We start from the raw sequence: 16156 nt of genomic DNA, 5'->3' as shown, positions 1-16156 counted from the left end.
TGATGAGGTTTTGCTTGATCCGCCGGTTGTTGTGGTTTCATAACGGGCGGGACCCGCAAAAAGCGGGCGTAAAAAAACGACAGGGACAGAAGATGACAGATCGTACAGCGGGCGTTTACAGCGACCCGGACCAGACCCCACCGCTGGCGCAGGCAGTTCCGCTCGGACTGCAGCACGTGCTGGCGATGTTTGCCTCCAATGTGACACCTTCCATTATCGTCGCCGGTGCCGCGGGCCTTGCGTTTGGCGGGCCCGAACAGGTGTACCTCATCCAGATGGCGATGCTGTTCGCCGGGATTGCCACATTGTTTCAGACAGTTGGCATAGGCCCGATCGGCGCCCGTCTTCCGATCATGCAGGGCACGAGTTTCGCCTTTGTCGGTGTTCTGGCCGGGGTTGCCGCCACGCAAGGTCTCAGTGTCGCGCTGAGCGCTTGTATTATCGGCGGCGTTGTTCACTTTATTCTTGGCGGGTTTATCCGGCACCTGCGCTGGCTTTTCCCCCCGCTTGTCACGGGTCTCGTCATCCTCGCAATCGGTCTTTATCTGATTCCGGTCGCGATCAAATATGCAGCCGGTGGTGCGGCAAAGTTCCAGATGGAGGCTGAAAGTTTCGGCTCACTGATGCACTGGTCTGTCGCACTTTCTGTTGTCATCGTCGCCCTGATCCTGAAGTTCTTCACCAAAGGCACGCTGTCGAACGCAGCCATTCTGGTGGGGCTGATCGTCGGATATCTGCTGGCCCTCGTGATGGGTATGGTGAACTTCGCACCCGTCGCGAATGCCAGCTGGTTCACGGCTATCACGCCACTGCCCTACGGGTTTGAGTTCTCGCTGGGCGCAGTGATCGCCGTGACGCTGGTGTCTATTGTCTCGGCTATCGAAACCGTTGGGGATGCGTCTGCCACGACCAAGGCCGGCGCGGGGCGTGAAGCAACGGACGAGGAAATCGCCGGCGCGACCTATGCAGACGGTCTCGGAACGGCTGTCGCTGGCGTCTTTGGCGGCCTGCCCAACACTTCCTTCAGCCAGAATGTCGGCATCGTCGGTATGACAGGCATTATGAGCCGCCATGTTGTCACCATCGGTGCCATCGTACTGATCCTCTGCGGCCTGGTGCCAAAGATCGGTGCCGTCATCGCCTCAATGCCACTGCCGGTGCTTGGCGGCGGTGTGATCGTGATGTTTGGCATGGTTGCTGCGGCAGGGCTCAATGTGCTGAGCGAAATTGAGATGAACCGCCGGAACATGGTGATCATCGCGGTGTCACTTGCTGCGGGTCTCGGCCTCAATCTTGTGCCAACGGCCGTTCAGTATCTGCCAGGTGTTGTCAAAACCGTCGCAACATCCGCTGTGGCCCCCACAGCCCTTGTTGCGATCGTGCTGAACCTTGTCCTGCCGGAAGAGATCTGACCAGGTTCTTCTGGCTTTAAATATCCCCGCCGGAGGCACCCGACCGTGCCACCGGCGACATGGCCGAAACAGATGAGGACCACACGACATGTATGACTTTGCCGTCATGGCCGCCTGGATCGAATTCGGCGTTCGCTGGCTGCACGTCATTACGGCCATCGCGTGGATCGGGTCATCGTTCTACTTCATTGCGCTTGATCTTGGTCTGCACCGCGACAGGAACCTCTCCTCCGGTGCCGATGGTGAGGAATGGCAGGTGCATGGCGGGGGGTTCTATCACATCCAGAAATACCTTGTTGCGCCTGAAAACATGCCGGACGGCCTGATCTGGCATAAATGGCAGAGCTATTGGACGTGGATCAGCGGTTTTGCCCTTCTGGTGCTTGTCTATTATCTGGGCGCAGAATTTTACCTGATTGATCCGGCGGTCATGGATCTGTCTGCCTGGCAGGCCGTGGGCATCTCGCTGGTGTCGCTGGCTTTTGGCTGGATCGCATACACAACGCTTTGCCGCGTATTCGTTGATGCGGATCAGACTGTTCTGATGGTGGCTCTGTTTGCGGTCCTGGTGGCGATGTCATGGTTTTATACCCAGGTGTTCTCCGGCCGGGCGGCGATGCTGCACCTTGGAGCTTTCACGGCAACGATCATGAGCGCCAATGTCTTCATGATCATTATCCCTAACCAGAAAATTGTGGTGGCCGATCTGATGGCCGGCCGGACCCCGGACGCAAAATACGGGAAAATCGCCAAACAGCGCAGCACGCACAACAATTACCTGACGCTGCCGGTGATCTTCCTGATGCTGTCTAACCACTACCCGCTGGCGTTTGCGACGCAGAATACCTGGGTCATCGCCAGCCTCGTCTTTCTGATGGGTGTTACCATCCGGCACTATTTCAATTCGATCCACGCCCGGCAGGGAAATCCGCACTGGACCTGGGCTTTGACCGCTCTGATTTTCATTGCCATTATGTGGCTCTCCACCGCTCCCATGAGTGGTGCAGAAACCGAGGAGTCGCACGGGGATGCACTCCGCTACGCCGAAGCGCCCGGATTTGATGATGTGCAGGATATCGTGCTGGGCCGGTGCTCCATGTGTCATGCCGCAGAACCTGTGTGGGACGGCCTCCTGTGGGCACCAAAGGGGGTACGCCTTGAAACGGCCTATGACATCACGCGGCACGCGCGGGATATCTACCTGCAGGCTGGTGTCAGCCATGCCATGCCACCCGCCAACCTGTCCTGGATGGAAGACACAGAACGGGCACTGATTGTTGCCTGGTACAAGGCGGCGTCTGACATCTGAGGCACTGCTTTCCGGTTTCAGAATCGCCGTTGAGTATGCTAAGTTTTGCGGTATGGCGATGACAGACCCCAACATAGGCGAAAAGCGCCCCGTTATCAGGCAACTCGACGAAGGTGCTGTTAACAGGATCGCGGCCGGCGAGGTTGTGGAGCGCCCGGCCTCTGCCGTGAAGGAGCTGGTGGAGAACGCCATCGACGCCGGTGCCCGCAGGATTACCGTTGAATATGCCGATGGCGGCAAGACCCTGATCCGCGTGCAGGACGATGGCTGTGGTCTCACCGCAGATGATCTGCCGCTGGCGCTGTCACGGCACGCAACGTCCAAGATCGACGGCTCCGACCTGCTGAACATCCATACCTTCGGGTTTCGCGGGGAGGCTTTACCATCGCTTGCTGCGGTCGGCCGGCTGACCATAACCAGCCGTACCGGCGCGGACGATGGCGCGGAGATCACAGTGGCTGGCGGGAACGCTGCGCCGGTCCGGCCTGCAGCGTCTCAGCCAGGCACGACCGTAACGCTGCGGGACCTATTTTATGCCACACCCGCGCGGCTCAAATTTCTGCGCACTGACCGGGCAGAGGCACAGGCCATCGGCGATGTGGTGCGCCGGCTCGCCATGGCGGAGCCTTTTATCAGCTTTGTGCTCAGGGACGTTTCCGGCGATGGCGCGCCCCGCGAGATTTTCCGCGCGGATGCCGGGCAGGGGGGCCTTTTCGATGCGCTTCATGGTCGGCTGGCGCGGGTGCTGGGCCGCGAATTTGCTGAAAATGCACTGCGTATCGATGCGGAACGCGAAGGTCTGCATCTGACAGGGTTTGCGGCGCTGCCAACCTATTCGCGGGGCTCTGCAGTTGCCCAGTACCTTTTTGTGAATGGCCGCCCTGTGCGGGATAAACTGCTGGTGGGCGCTCTGCGCGGTGCGTACTCGGATTTTCTGAGCCGTGACCGGCACCCTGCGGCGGCTCTGTTCATTGATTGTGATCCAACGCTGGTAGACGTGAACGTGCACCCGGCGAAATCAGAGGTGCGGTTCCGCGACCCGGGCCTGGCGCGGGGTCTGATTGTTTCCGCACTGCGTCATGCGCTGGCCGAAGCCGGGCATCGTGCATCAACAACAGTTGCAGGTGCCACACTGGGCGCGATGAAACCCGAACCCGTTGGCGCACGTGTCTACCAGATGGACCGACCCTATGGCGGATCGCAGACCACCGCGTTCCCGGTCCAGACGCCTCATTTTGAGGAAGCATCAGCCCCCTGGGGACGGGTCGAGGAAACGCCGGAACCGGTTGCAACCGATGGGGCTGACTTACAGGACTTTCCACTGGGCACCGCGCGCGGCCAGGTGCACGAGAACTACATAATTGCACAAACAGCTACCGGCATGGTTCTCGTAGACCAGCACGCCGCGCACGAGCGGCTGGTGTACGAAAAGCTGAAAAACCAGATGGCCGAGAACGGCGTCGCTTCTCAGGCTTTGCTCATTCCGGAAGTGATCGACATGTCGGGTGACGACTGCAGCCGGCTGATGGCGTGCGCAGAGGACCTGGCTGCTTTGGGTCTGGTACTCGAACCTTTTGGTGGAGACGCCATTGCAGTGCGCGAAACACCCGCCATTCTGGGAACTGTAAATGCGCGGGCGTTGGTCATGGATATTCTGGACGAATTGGCCGACCAGAACAGTTCGGATGCCGTCAAAACGCGGATAGACGCCATTCTCAGCCGGGTTGCCTGCCACGGGTCAATCCGCTCGGGCCGCCGCATGCGGGCTGAAGAGATGAACGCTCTGCTTCGCGAGATGGAAGCCACCCCGCATTCAGGCCAGTGCAATCACGGGCGCCCCACATATGTGGAACTGAAACTCAGCGATATTGAACGGCTTTTCGGACGCACATGATCGAGATCGCGGGAACCACATATACAATGAGCGATCCTGTTGTGATTGCTGCTGTCGCCGGTGCAGCCATCATTCTGCTGGTACTGGTCCTGCTGATCATGGCGGTGCGCGCCGCTGGCCGGTCCGCGCAGATTGCAGCCCCGCTGGCGCAGCAGATCGGCATGCTGGGCCAGCAGGTTCAGCAGCTTGGCGCAGGCCAGGAGCAGTTGCGCGGCGGTCTTCAGACGGTTTCAGACACGCAGGCCAATGCGCAGACCCAGGTCATTCAGACCGTTGAAACCCGGCTTGCGTCGGTTCAGCAGCAGATGCAGGACAGGCTCGCGGACAATGCCATGCGGTCGCAGCGCGCGCTGACGGAGATGCAGGAGCGCATGAAGGAAACCCTGCACGGGTCTTCGAAACAGACGACAACCTCGCTGACGCAGCTCCAGGAGAGGCTGGCGGCAATTGACAAGGCGCAGGACAATATCACCCGTTTGTCCGGCGATGTGCTGTCTCTGCAGGACATACTGAGCAACAAACAGACCCGTGGGGCTTTCGGTGAAATCCAGCTGCGGGATATCGTCTCCAAAGCCCTGCCTGCTGACAGTTATTCCTGGCAGCCGACCCTGAGCAACGGCAAGCGTGCGGATTGTCTGATCCACCTGCCGAACCCGCCCGGTCCGATCGTGATCGACAGTAAATTCCCACTGGAGGCCTATGAAGCCCTCCGCGCGGCCGACAGTGAGCATGACCTGAAACAGGCCGTGGCCAGCATGAAAACGGCTGTGACCAAACACATTACTGACATTGCCGAAAAGTACATCCTCGATGGCGAAACCGCCGATGGCGCGCTGATGTTCCTGCCATCAGAAGCGGTTTATGCTGAGCTGCATGCCAATTTCCCGGACCTAGTCCGCAAAGGGTTTGACGCCAGGGTCTGGATCGTTTCACCGACGACCTGCATGGCGACGCTGAATACCATGCGGGCTATTCTGAAAGACGCGCGGATGCGCGAACAGGCCGGGGCGATCCGTAAGACCCTGAAGCAACTGCACCGTGATGTTGAAATCGTTGTCGAGCGAGTGGGCAAGCTGAACACGCATTTCGGACAAGCGCGCGCGGATCTGGATGGTATTTCCACAGCAGCAGAGCGCGCAGGTAAGCGCGCTGCCCGCCTGGACAATTTCGATTTTGAGGAACTGAGCGTGGATGATGGCGACACGGTCGTGCCGCTGACAAAACCTCAGGGCTGACAGGCGGCCATGATCCCGCGCAGTTCGGCCAGCCCGCGCATTCTGCCGATCAGCGGATAGCCAGGCATGCTGTCTGTATCCAGATCACTCAGCAGTTCCTGTCCGTGATCCGGCCGCATCGGGATCTCGGCATCTTCGCGTCCTGCGCCCCGACGGCGCGTCTCTTCCTTAGTCAGGGCCCGGATCGTCGCCACCATGTCGGTGTCGCCCTCAAGATGTGGAGCCTCGAAAAAGTCGGGTCGCGCAGGGTCTGGGCCGGGCACGCGCCGGGTGTTGCGCAGGTGCACAAAATGGATCCGTGGCCCGGTACGGCGGATAAATTCCACAGGATCGAATTCAGCGGCCACACCCAGCGACCCTGTACACAGCGTCGCACCACTGGCACGGATATCGACGGCCTTCAGCACGGTGACATAATCTTCTGTCGATGACATTACCCTGGGCAGGCCGAGCAGAGGAAAGGGGGGTCATCCGGATGGCAGCAAAGACGGATACCACAGTCCTGCGCGTGAGGTGCAACCTCTGAGAGGAAATCGATCAGGTTCGCGCGAAGCTGGTCGGCGTCGATATGATCATAGGTTGCGAGGCGCGCGGCGATCTCGGTCAGAGACCACGAGTCATTGGCTCCGGGCAGACCGGCGATCACGGTCTTCTGAAGTGTCTGTTTTTCCTGGTCCGAAAGGTTCCCAAAGCGCTCTGCCGCAAGTGCCCTCAACTCCGGGTCGTAGTCGTCGGCGGCCGTTGCGCGCTTCAGGATGCGCAGATCAAAAACCGCGAAATCCAGCAGCGAGAAATGCATGGCGTTCCCGCCATGGGGCTGCGGCGCGCGCAGAACCGTCCGGGTCCAGTCAAGGATCGGCATGAAGTTGTAGCAGACAGTCCTGATGCCTGCTTCAGCAAGGTTGGTCAGACTGGCCCGATACGCGTTGAGATGCTCACGGTAGTCCGGACCTTTGGTCTTGATCGTTTCAGAGACCGGAAGGCTTTCTACAACGTCCCAGTCGAAGCCCGAAGCAGCCAGCAACTCCATTCGCTTGCGTATGGCTTTCGCACTCCAGATCTCACCCGGTGGAATATCATGCAGGGCAGTCACAATTCCTTCGACGCCCACCTGATGCAGATGTGCCAGGGGGACTTTGTCCTGCGGTCCGAACCATCGCCAGCATTGCTTCATGGTTGCCATCCTCCATACAGCGGGTGTTCTGTCGTCAAAGGCAGGGACGTCCGCTCCCCCGTGCGGGCTGCGTGATAGATGGCCGTGACAAGTTCCACAGAGGCGATACCTTCGGCCAGAGTGACAGCACTGTTGCTTTTGTCGATGAGAGCCGCAGCGATTTCTGCCAGAAAACCCTCAAAGCCATTGGGCTCTTCCGGAGCCTTCGCCACAAGGTCATCCAGTTCCTGCTGGCGGGCCGGGTCCCGCGCGTCAAACCGCCAGTCAACAGACCCCGGCGCATAAGGCGCCGTGCCCGATGTCGCGGTCAGGTTTTCAAAGACAAAGCGAATGCGCGTTTCGTCTGTCGCAGCGCCGAGAGTGACCGAACTGGTTGCGAGGGCACCGCCATCCAGACGGAACGCCAGTGTTGCGCAATCCTCGGTTTCAATGGGGTTTACGCGCGTTGCGGTCATGGCCGACACATCAGTCACAGGCCCCATGAAATGGGTCAGGAGGTCATGATTGTGAATGGCGTGGCCGAGAACGGCACCGCCCTGCTCCCCGGCCCAGGTTCCGCGCCAGGGAACGGCGTAATAGTCAGATCCGCGGGACCAGTGCGTTTCAATCGATGCGACCTGAGGCCTGCCGGCGAGATCCTTCCCTGATCAGGCTGCGCAGGGTCGCGAGTGCGGGGCCCCAGCGGTACTGAAACACGGGGAAAACATCGCGCCCGGTCCGTGATGCTGCATCGCGTATCTGATGTGCGTCCCGCAGGGATGTGGCGAGCGGTTTTTCACATATAACATGTTTGCCGGCCTCAAGTGCCTGCAGCGTGACCGGGACATGCAGATGCGGCGGCAGACATATATCTATCAGGTCGATCTGTGGATTTGCGAGGGCCTTGCTGATATCCGTTTCCGTTCTGTAGCCATCGCCTGCGCGCAGAGCCTCCGCGCGCGCGGAATCCTGATCCACCAGCAACGCGACTGAAAAATGGTCCGGCAGTGCACGGTAGGCTGTAAGGTGTTCGCCGCCGATCCCTGCACCCAATATTGCAACTCTGGTCATTTTCGGTCCGCTATCTGCTGTGCATGCAACGCCAGTTCCATCACAAGAAAGCAATGTGCCTGGGGCATCGCTGTTTCCGTACGCTCCCGTATGTCTTTTGCGAGTCTCTCGAAATAGGGAAGACCGGCAGCCGACGCATCAATGCTCTCACATTTCTCACCGTTCACAAGGATCAGGTGATCGGTGCCATCCCGTCCGCCGACGTCCACATATTTGCGCAGTTCAATGTAGCCTTCGGTGCCCAGTATGGTCAGGCGACCGTCGCCCCAGGTTGGCAAAGCATCGGGGGTATACCAGTCGACGCGAATGTAGCCCGTGCCGTTTTCGCTGCGCAGCGAGATTTCGCCAAAGTCCTGCAGTCCCGGATCATCCGGATTCGCGTAATTGGCTGTAAACGCATGAGAAACCTCAGCTGAAGCAGAGGACGTAAAGTGCAGAAACTGGTCAATCTGATGGGAGGCGATGTCGGTCAGAATGCCACCGTAGCGGTCCTTTTCGAAAAACCAGTCGGGTCTCGTTTCTCTGTTCAGGCGGTGCGGACCAAGACCGGCAGTGTGGACGACACGCCCGATGGCCCCGTCGGAGACCAGCTTGTCGGCAAGGGTCACGGCGGGAACTTCAAAACGTTCGGAAAAATTGACGGACCAGATCCGGCCTGTTTCAGCCACACAGGACTTAATCGCGGCAAGCTGATCCAGAGTCGTGCAGCCAGGCTTATCTGTCATCACATCCATACGGTTGCGCATGGAAGCGACAGCCAGTTCAGCGCGGTCAGCGGGTATCGCTGCAATCAAAGCAAGTTCCGCGCCACAGTTCAGAGCGTCCTCAAGATCGTTAATTCTGGGAATATCGGGAAAACGCCTGACGAAACCGTCGAGGGTACCCGGCGTGCCTTCGGTCCAGAACCCGACGCATTCTGCACCGGTCTTCAGCATGTTTTCGGTCATGCCATAAATGTGCCGGTGATCGAGGCCAAGCGCCACAAACCGCAGTGTCATAGTCGGGGTACCTCAGTGATGCGCCCGGTCCGGGCGGCTTCTTCCATGGTTGCAATAACGGCTTGCGCAGGCAAAGCGCTGCGGCCCGTTGCGAGGGGTTCACCGCCAGTGCGCAGCGTAGTGGCAAAGTCCTCCAGAACAGACTGATGCCATGCATGCGTAAAGGCCATCGGATCTGCTCCGCCGCCTGTTGCGGAGGTTTCGCCATAATGTGTCGTCTGACCATCGAGACTGTCGATGACCAGCACACCGGCTTCAAGATGGGCGCGCGCCTTTGTGCCTTGGATCGTGATGCTTTCGGACGTGCCAGGCCAGGCGGCTGTCGTCGCTGCCAGCGACCCAACGGCGCCGCTTTCAAAAGTCAGCAGCGCGCTGGCCCAGTCCTCGGCCTCAAGCTGGTGAAGGGGTGTTTTGTGCATCTGCGCTTGGAGGCTGCGCACTGGCCCCAGCAGCCACAATGCAAGATCAAGCGTGTGGATCGCCTGATTGATCATCACGCCGCCGCCATCGCGTGCATAGGTGCCGCGCCCGGGCACATCGTAATAAACCTGATCGCGCCACCAGGGCACGCGGATGTCGACGGTCGCCACATCGCCGAGCGCACCTTTGTTCAGGGACTCCCGCAGCTGCAGAGACGCCGCGCGCGCCCGGTGCTGCAGAACGATCCCCAGAGGGATATTGCTTTGCTCACACAGCTCCACAATTTTCCGGGCGTTGGCCAGCGTCCGTTCAACAGGTTTTTCCATCAGTATGGGTTTTCCCGCCGCAGCCAACGCGCGGACCAGCGCCAGTCGGGCATCCGGCGGCGTTGTCAGGATAACGAAATCTGCCTCTGTAAACGCGGGGTCTCCGGTATCGGCCAATGGAGGCACAGTGTACCCAAGGGCCTCGGACGCCTTCGCGGCAAAGGCGCGGGTGCGGTCGCCATCGCGCCCCATTACGCCAGAAAGCGTCACTGCGGGCTGCGCGTCCCGGACGGCAAGCAGATGGGTGTCCGCAACCATCCCCAGACCGATGAGGATTGCCTTCATTCCTGTACCCTCGGAGTGATCGCGCCCCGTATTCCCACAACTTCAGATGCGCAGAGATGTGCCGCCATCAGCGCGTCCGCCTGTGTGGCGCCCGCCAATACCGCGCCAAGGTATGCGCCGTTGAAGCTGTCACCGGCAGCCGTCGTGTCCACCACGTTTCGGGCGGGCGGATAGTTCTGGGAAACCGGCTCTCCCAGGCTGGCAGGACCATCAGCACCCTGTTTGAGCGCACCGCGAACACCCAGTTCCGCAAAGCGCTGACGGACCTGCTCGTGGGTTTCCCCAAACAGGTCCATTTCATCGTCGACAGAAGGCAATGCTATGTCAGCGCAGGCCCACAGCAGCGTCGTGATCGTCCTCGCGGTGGCTGTATCTTCCCACAGCCGGGGCCGGAAATTGCTGTCGAAAACAACGTGAACGTCCGACTGAACCAGCCAGTCAATCAGAGCCAGTCGTACCGGATGCGGCAGGATGGCAATGGTGATGCCGGACAGATACACGACATCATACCCCGCGAGGACCGAGAAATCGGCCTCTCCGGGTCCTGCAAAAAGACTGCGCGCCGCCGCAGTTTCCCGCCAGTACGTGAAAGATCGCTCTCCTTCAGGCGATGTCGTGATCGCATAAAGACCGGGCGTCCGGCCTGGAAGTATTGAAATGTTGTCGCAGCCAATGCCCTGGTTTTCGATGAAATCACGGATCTGCAAAGAAAAGGGATCGTCCCCGAGGCAGGTAATATAATCGACCTGCAGATCGGGATTGGCGCGGGTCAGGTAGACAGCGGCGTTCAGGGTGTCTCCTGCAACGCCGACACCTGCCGTATTCCCGGAAATAGCGAGTTCGATCATCGCCTCACCCACACATGCAATCCTGAGACTCATCTCTGCTCCCGTTTCCAGATGATCAGACCCGACACCACAATGACCGCAGCACCAGCGACCGTCCACAGATCCGGCAGGTGGTCAAACACCAGCCAGCTCAGCCCGGCGATGTAGATCATGAAGGAGTAAGTATAGGGCATCAGCGTATTCGCGGACCCGAAAAGATGGGCGGTGGTCAGCAGCTGATGGCCCGTCCACCCGCCGACACCAAGGCCGATCAACAGGATCCAGCCATGCAGATCAGGCGGCATAACCCATGCCCAGACGGCAAAAGGCAGCAGGACAGCAGTACCCAGTGCGCCCATGTAGAACTGCATGGTCTCAGTCGCGACCAGCCCGGCAAGGCGTCGGGTCATCAGGGAATAAAGCGCAAGGGCTGTCGCATTATAAAGAGGCAGGATCATCGCCGGGTGGAAAGTTTCGCCAAACGGTCGGATGACAACAAGAACCCCTGCGAACCCCAGCAGAATTGCACCCCAGCGCCACGGACCGATCTGTTCTTTCAGCACGGTCATCGACAAGAAACAGACGATGATCGGGCTGGAGAACATGATGGCTGAAATTACCGTCAATGGCAGGAAGTTCAGCGCGTAGAAATTCCCAAGCGTTGCCGAGATCAGCAGCGATGAGCGAAAGAGAACCTGCCAGAGATGGTCCGTCCGCAGCCGTTCGCTGTCGAAACCGCCCCGGAAGGTCACCACCAGCGAGATGGCAAAGTGTCCGGCATAACGCATGAACGCCAGCTGGAATGCGGGATATCCTGCCAGCACCAGCCATTTCGCCGAAGTATCCACCAGCGCAAAAAGGAACCACGCCGCCAGCATCATCAGGATGCCAAGCTGTGGTCTGTCCTCCTGTGCGCGGGCGGTGACTGCCATTACCTGCCGAACCGCGCCACAAAGAAGTCCACCATCTGGCTGACCATATCGTCGGCCTGACCGTTGTCTCGCGCTTCGCTCAGAGCGGCCAGCGCACAGCGCGACATGATGCTGTCCACCCCGGCATCATCGGCCATTGTTTTGTAATAGCCCACATCCTTGGCCGCGTTTTTGATCGCAAAGGCCAGCTGGTTCGGATCGCCGTCCACGCCGTAGCCTTTGACGAAATCCATCATGCCTGAATGCAAAGGTCCGGCCGCCATCACACTGTAAAGCTGTTCGCGGTCAACGTCGGCCACATCCGCCATCGCAAAGGCCTCGGCCATCGCATTCGCCACTGTCATGCCAAAGAAATTGTTGATCAGTTTGATGGTATGGCCCGATCCCAGTGAGCCCAGGTGAAAGACGTTTTCGCCCAGATCCTTCAGCACAGGTGCGACCCTGTCGAACGCGGCCTTGTCACCGGAGGCCATGATGTTCAGCAGTCCGTCTTTGGCATGTGCAGGTGTGCGGCCCAGCGGAGCGTCCAGATACGTCCCGCCCGCAGCTGCCGTTTTCTCGCCCAGCATCCGTGTACTGCCCGGCAGGGACGTGCCGAAATCTATGACGACGGCGCCCGGTTTCAGACCGGCGATGACGCCGTCCTCACCCAGCATCCGGCCTTCTACATGATCTGACGTGCCCATGCAGAGCATGACAATATCCGAGGCAGCAGCGACGTCTCTGGCACTGCCCGCCTCTGTGGCCCCGCGGCTGATGGCGGTGTCGATATGTGTCCGGTCGCGATTGCCCAGAACGGTCAGAGCGTATCCCTGATCCTGCAGGCGCCCGACCATGGCGCCGCCCATAAGGCCAAGACCGATGAATCCGATTGTAGGCTGCGTCATAACTTTCTCCTGTCAGATGGTATCAAAGGCACGTTTCTTCATGCCTTTCTGAATTTCGTAGATGGAAATCGGAACGTCCGGCTGCGGCTGAGGAATGCGTACCGGAATGTCTTTGAGCCGCGGGTTCTTTGTGCTTTGTCCGCAAAGCATCCGCGTGTCGTAATCTTCAATGCCGTCCCATTTCGTCATGGACCCCATGATCGGAAAGGCATCTGCGGCCATCATTTCGTAAAACAGAATGCGGCGTGCACGGTCGGATGTATTCAGCGCCGAGCCGTGGACGATGCGTCCATGATGAATGCTCACCGATCCTGCAGGACCGGTCAGCTGCACCGCGTCAGCCGGGTTCAGACCGTTTGCCTCCGGCAGCATCGCGCCAGCAAAGACACCGTCCACGTGGTGGTCATACACCGGGCCCCTGTGGCTGCCGGGATAGACCATCAGCGGGCCGTTTTCGGGTGCCATGTCATCCAGGATCACACCGATGGCCAGGATGTCGTCGTTCGTGTGCGGATAGAACGCATAGTCCTGATGCCATTCGACGGCAGCACCGTATCCCGCTGATTTCATGTTCAGTTTCGTCGTATGCAGGCGCAGATCCGGGCCGATCAGGTCGCGTGCAGGTGCCAGGATCAGGTCGGAATACATCAGCTCGCGCATCACATCCGAGATCGTGTGCGGCAGCTTGATCCGGCGCAGGCGCGGGTCATCGGCCGTGTGACTGTCTTCGAGATCGAGGCGGTCATTGCTGGCCGTCATCGTGGCCGCTTCCTCTTCGAAACGTTCGATTTCCGCATAGATCTTTGCCAGCCACTCGGGTGGGATTCGGTTTTCCAGCACGAGATAGCCGTGCTCCGCGTAGTGAGCGATCTGCTCCGTACTCAGCGTTTCAGCCATATCGCTGTTCTCCTGATCCGGTTGAGAGCTGGGCCTCGATATCCAGCGCCACGGATAATGTGCGCGCAGCGTCAGCAACGTCGATCAGTGGCACCGCACGACCGTCCATGACGTCAAGAAAATGATCCAGTTGCCGGTCCAGCGGAACGGTCTCGTCGCCAGGATCTGACAGGTCGCGGGCTGTTGCGGGCTGGGACCAATCGATGCCCTGCCACTGTGTCATCGAGGGGAAACTCAGCGCGCCCTTTGTTCCGGTGATCCACATCATATCCTGGTGCGTGGTCCCGATGTTGGGATTTTCGCCAATGCCGGCCTCAAACCCCCAGGGGCTGGGCGCTGTATCGGCGAAACTGATGGTGCCCGTTGCGCCGTTCTCAAAAGCTATTGCAACAGCCCCGCTTTCAATTCTGTCTGTGCCGCGCAGCGACCGGCCGGGCAGCGTGACGCAGCGGTCAATTTCGCCGATCACATGCCGCAGAATGTCGATGTCATGCACCAGGTTGATCATTACCGGGCTGCCACCGGCCGTGCGCCAGTTGCCCTGAAAATACCCATCCGGTTTGCGCATCGCCCAGATCAGCGAAACGGTCACGACCTCGCCAAGAGCACCTCCTGCAATCAGCTCTTTGAGCCGCGCAACCCGCCGGTGATAGCGACGGTGATGACCCACCAGCGATTGCACACCGGCCTTAACGACGGCCTGTTTCAGCGCCTGCGCACCAGCTATATCACCGGCAACAGGTTTTTCGATAAGCATGTGCCAGCCCCTTGAGGCGGCATAAATGCCATGTGCGCTGTGCAGGTGGGTCGGCGTGGCGATGATCGCCCCGTCGATGTCATCCGGTGCGTCCGTCATGTCCATGAAGCGCGTCACAGAGCCGTCGTTCATACAGTCCGGATCCGGATCAACCAGCCCGGCGAGATCGCAGCCAGGATGCGCGCGCACGGCGTCCACATGCCGCGCACCGATCAGCCCGCCTCCGACGACCAGGATCCGTTTCACATCACCGCTCCGATCTGCCACGGCACGAACTCATAATCGCCAAGACCCTGTGCTTCGGACTTGCTGGCCTCGCCCGAGGCCACGCGCAGGAAACGTTCATAGATTTCCCGCCCCTTTTCCTCGACGCTCACGCCTTCGGTCAGGATGGTGCCGGCATCTACGTCCATATCCTCGTGCATGCGCTTGGCCATAGCCGAATTGGTAGCGATTTTGATTGTCGGTGCCGGTTTCGAACCAAACGCTGACCCGCGCCCCGTGGTAAAGCAGACCAGGTTGCATCCGCCTGCGATCTGCCCGGTCACGGATGCGGGGTCATAACCGGGGCTGTCCATAAAGGTGAAGCCACGTGCCGTAACCGGTTCGGCGTATTTGTAGACCCCGGTCAGCGGCGATGTGCCTCCCTTGGCCGCAGCACCCAGCGACTTTTCAAGGATTGTTGTCAGACCGCCCTTTTTGTTGCCGGGAGAGGGGTTGTTATCCATCGATCCTTTGTTGCGGGCGGTGTAATCCTCCCACCACCGGATCAGACCTATGAGCCTGTCGCCCGTGGCGCGGTCAACGGCCCGGCGGGTGAGCAGATGCTCTGCGCCGTAAATCTCCGGGGTTTCCGCAAGTACACCTGTGCCGCCCTGAGCTGCGAGCAGATCACAGGCGTATCCCAGCGCCGGATTCGCGGTAATCCCGGACCAGGCATCTGAGCCACCGCATTGCAGAGCAACCCTGAGTTCAGACGCCGGACAGGGTGTCCGCGTTGCCTCATTGGCGATGGGCAGCATGGCTTCGATCTTGGCAATACCCGCCTCGACGGTGCGGCGCAGGCCAGCGACGTTCTGAATATTCATCACCTGAAAGGTGGGCCCCTGTTCCAGACCGTAGGCCTCAAGCAGCCAGTCTATCTGGTTCATCTCGCATCCAAGGCCAACCATCAGAACGGCGGCGTGGTTCGGATGGCGGGCATAGCCCCACATGACACGCTGCAGCGCTTCGAACCCGTCGCCGCTGTCGGCCATGCCGCAGCCCGTGCCATGCACAAACGCCACAACCCCATCCACATTCGGAAAGTCCGCCAGCCGTTCCGGCGTGAAATGACCGGCAATCTGGCGGGCAGCCGTGGCCGAACAGTTCACCGAAGTCACGATGGCAATATAGTTGCGCGTGCCCACCGCGCCATTCGCGCGGCGATACCCCATAAAGGTATCCCGTGCCTCTTCGGCGACCGGGGTGACGGGGCGCAGATCCGTGGAGAATTCATAATCGGCATCAGTGTTCCGGAATTCCACGTTCTGGGTGTGCACGTGGTCACCCGCCTGAATGTCCATAGCTGCATAGCCGATGATCTGGGCGTATTTGCGGATGGCTGCTCCGGCGGCGATATCAGTGACCGCGATCTTGTGACCGGATGGGATCAGCGTCGTGGTGGTGATGCCTTCGACGCCCGCACCTGCCTCCAGCGCGCGGGTCGCAGTCACGACATTGTCGGACGGATCAAGACGTACGGTGTCCATGT

14 protein-coding genes and 1 pseudogene are annotated in these 16156 nt (G+C 59.8%); 4 read left to right on the top strand and 11 right to left on the bottom strand.

The genetic code is table 11. The features are described 5' to 3' along the window. The first annotated feature begins 92 nt into the window (after nt 1–92). From ACZ1HA_RS15675 to ACZ1HA_RS15660, 4 genes are all read left to right on the top strand, one after another. Nucleotides 93–1412 carry a uracil-xanthine permease family protein gene (locus tag ACZ1HA_RS15675; RefSeq protein ID WP_472714547.1) on the top strand — a complete coding sequence of 440 codons (1320 nt, stop codon included), beginning with the start codon at nt 93–95 and terminating at the stop codon, nt 1410–1412. Between the two features lie 88 nt (nt 1413–1500). After that, a complete protein-coding gene (locus tag ACZ1HA_RS15670) occupies nt 1501–2721 on the top strand; it encodes a urate hydroxylase PuuD (protein WP_472714546.1) in 1221 nt (406 codons plus the stop codon). Between the two features lie 52 nt (nt 2722–2773). Further along, nucleotides 2774–4615, top strand: coding sequence for a DNA mismatch repair endonuclease MutL (mutL, locus tag ACZ1HA_RS15665; protein ID WP_472714545.1), 1842 nt, complete (start codon nt 2774–2776; stop codon nt 4613–4615). Next, the gene (locus tag ACZ1HA_RS15660; RefSeq protein ID WP_472714544.1) at nt 4612–5850 is read left to right on the top strand and encodes a DNA recombination protein RmuC; all 1239 of its coding nucleotides are present in this window, start codon (nt 4612–4614) and stop codon (nt 5848–5850) included. Before mutL ends, ACZ1HA_RS15660 begins: the two co-directional genes overlap by 4 nt. Here the strand turns inward: ACZ1HA_RS15660 and uxuA are convergent. From uxuA to ACZ1HA_RS15605, 11 genes and pseudogenes are all read right to left on the bottom strand, one after another. Next, a pseudogene (gene uxuA / locus ACZ1HA_RS15655) lies at nt 5841–7024 on the bottom strand (mannonate dehydratase). The gene ACZ1HA_RS15660 and the pseudogene uxuA sit on opposite strands and share 10 nt — an antisense overlap. After that, a complete protein-coding gene (locus tag ACZ1HA_RS15650; protein ID WP_472715337.1) occupies nt 7021–7632 on the bottom strand; it encodes a Gfo/Idh/MocA family protein in 612 nt (203 codons plus the stop codon). Before ACZ1HA_RS15650 ends, uxuA begins: the two are co-directional and overlap by 4 nt. Beyond that, nucleotides 7628–8074: a Gfo/Idh/MocA family protein gene (locus ACZ1HA_RS15645; RefSeq protein WP_472714543.1), complete on the bottom strand. Its 447-nt coding sequence runs from the start codon at nt 8072–8074 to the stop codon at nt 7628–7630. The genes ACZ1HA_RS15650 and ACZ1HA_RS15645 overlap by 5 nt, the downstream gene beginning before the upstream one ends. Then, a complete protein-coding gene (locus ACZ1HA_RS15640) occupies nt 8071–9072 on the bottom strand; it encodes a Gfo/Idh/MocA family protein (RefSeq protein WP_472714542.1) in 1002 nt (333 codons plus the stop codon). Before ACZ1HA_RS15640 ends, ACZ1HA_RS15645 begins: the two co-directional genes overlap by 4 nt. After that, entirely contained in the window at nt 9069–10103 is a 1035-nt protein-coding gene (locus ACZ1HA_RS15635; RefSeq protein WP_472714541.1) for a Gfo/Idh/MocA family protein, read from the bottom strand. The genes ACZ1HA_RS15640 and ACZ1HA_RS15635 overlap by 4 nt, the downstream gene beginning before the upstream one ends. Then, nucleotides 10100–10984 carry a sugar kinase gene (locus ACZ1HA_RS15630; protein WP_472714540.1) on the bottom strand — a complete coding sequence of 295 codons (885 nt, stop codon included), beginning with the start codon at nt 10982–10984 and terminating at the stop codon, nt 10100–10102. The genes ACZ1HA_RS15635 and ACZ1HA_RS15630 overlap by 4 nt, the downstream gene beginning before the upstream one ends. Further along, entirely contained in the window at nt 10981–11862 is an 882-nt protein-coding gene (locus ACZ1HA_RS15625; protein WP_472714539.1) for a DMT family transporter, read from the bottom strand. Before ACZ1HA_RS15625 ends, ACZ1HA_RS15630 begins: the two co-directional genes overlap by 4 nt. After that, nucleotides 11862–12749 carry an NAD(P)-dependent oxidoreductase gene (locus ACZ1HA_RS15620; protein WP_472714538.1) on the bottom strand — a complete coding sequence of 296 codons (888 nt, stop codon included), beginning with the start codon at nt 12747–12749 and terminating at the stop codon, nt 11862–11864. Before ACZ1HA_RS15620 ends, ACZ1HA_RS15625 begins: the two co-directional genes overlap by 1 nt. A gap of 12 nt (nt 12750–12761) precedes the next feature. Further along, nucleotides 12762–13646 carry a phytanoyl-CoA dioxygenase family protein gene (locus ACZ1HA_RS15615; RefSeq protein ID WP_472714537.1) on the bottom strand — a complete coding sequence of 295 codons (885 nt, stop codon included), beginning with the start codon at nt 13644–13646 and terminating at the stop codon, nt 12762–12764. After that, nucleotides 13639–14649 (bottom strand): Gfo/Idh/MocA family protein, encoded by a 1011-nt coding sequence (locus ACZ1HA_RS15610; protein ID WP_472714536.1) that lies wholly within the window; start codon nt 14647–14649, stop codon nt 13639–13641. Before ACZ1HA_RS15610 ends, ACZ1HA_RS15615 begins: the two co-directional genes overlap by 8 nt. After that, nucleotides 14646–16154, bottom strand: coding sequence for a UxaA family hydrolase (locus tag ACZ1HA_RS15605; protein ID WP_472714535.1), 1509 nt, complete (start codon nt 16152–16154; stop codon nt 14646–14648). Before ACZ1HA_RS15605 ends, ACZ1HA_RS15610 begins: the two co-directional genes overlap by 4 nt. Nucleotides 16155–16156 lie beyond the last annotated feature (2 nt).

The organism is Roseobacter sp. S87 (genome assembly GCF_055693285.1).
This window is presented reverse-complemented; position numbering and strand designations above follow the sequence as displayed.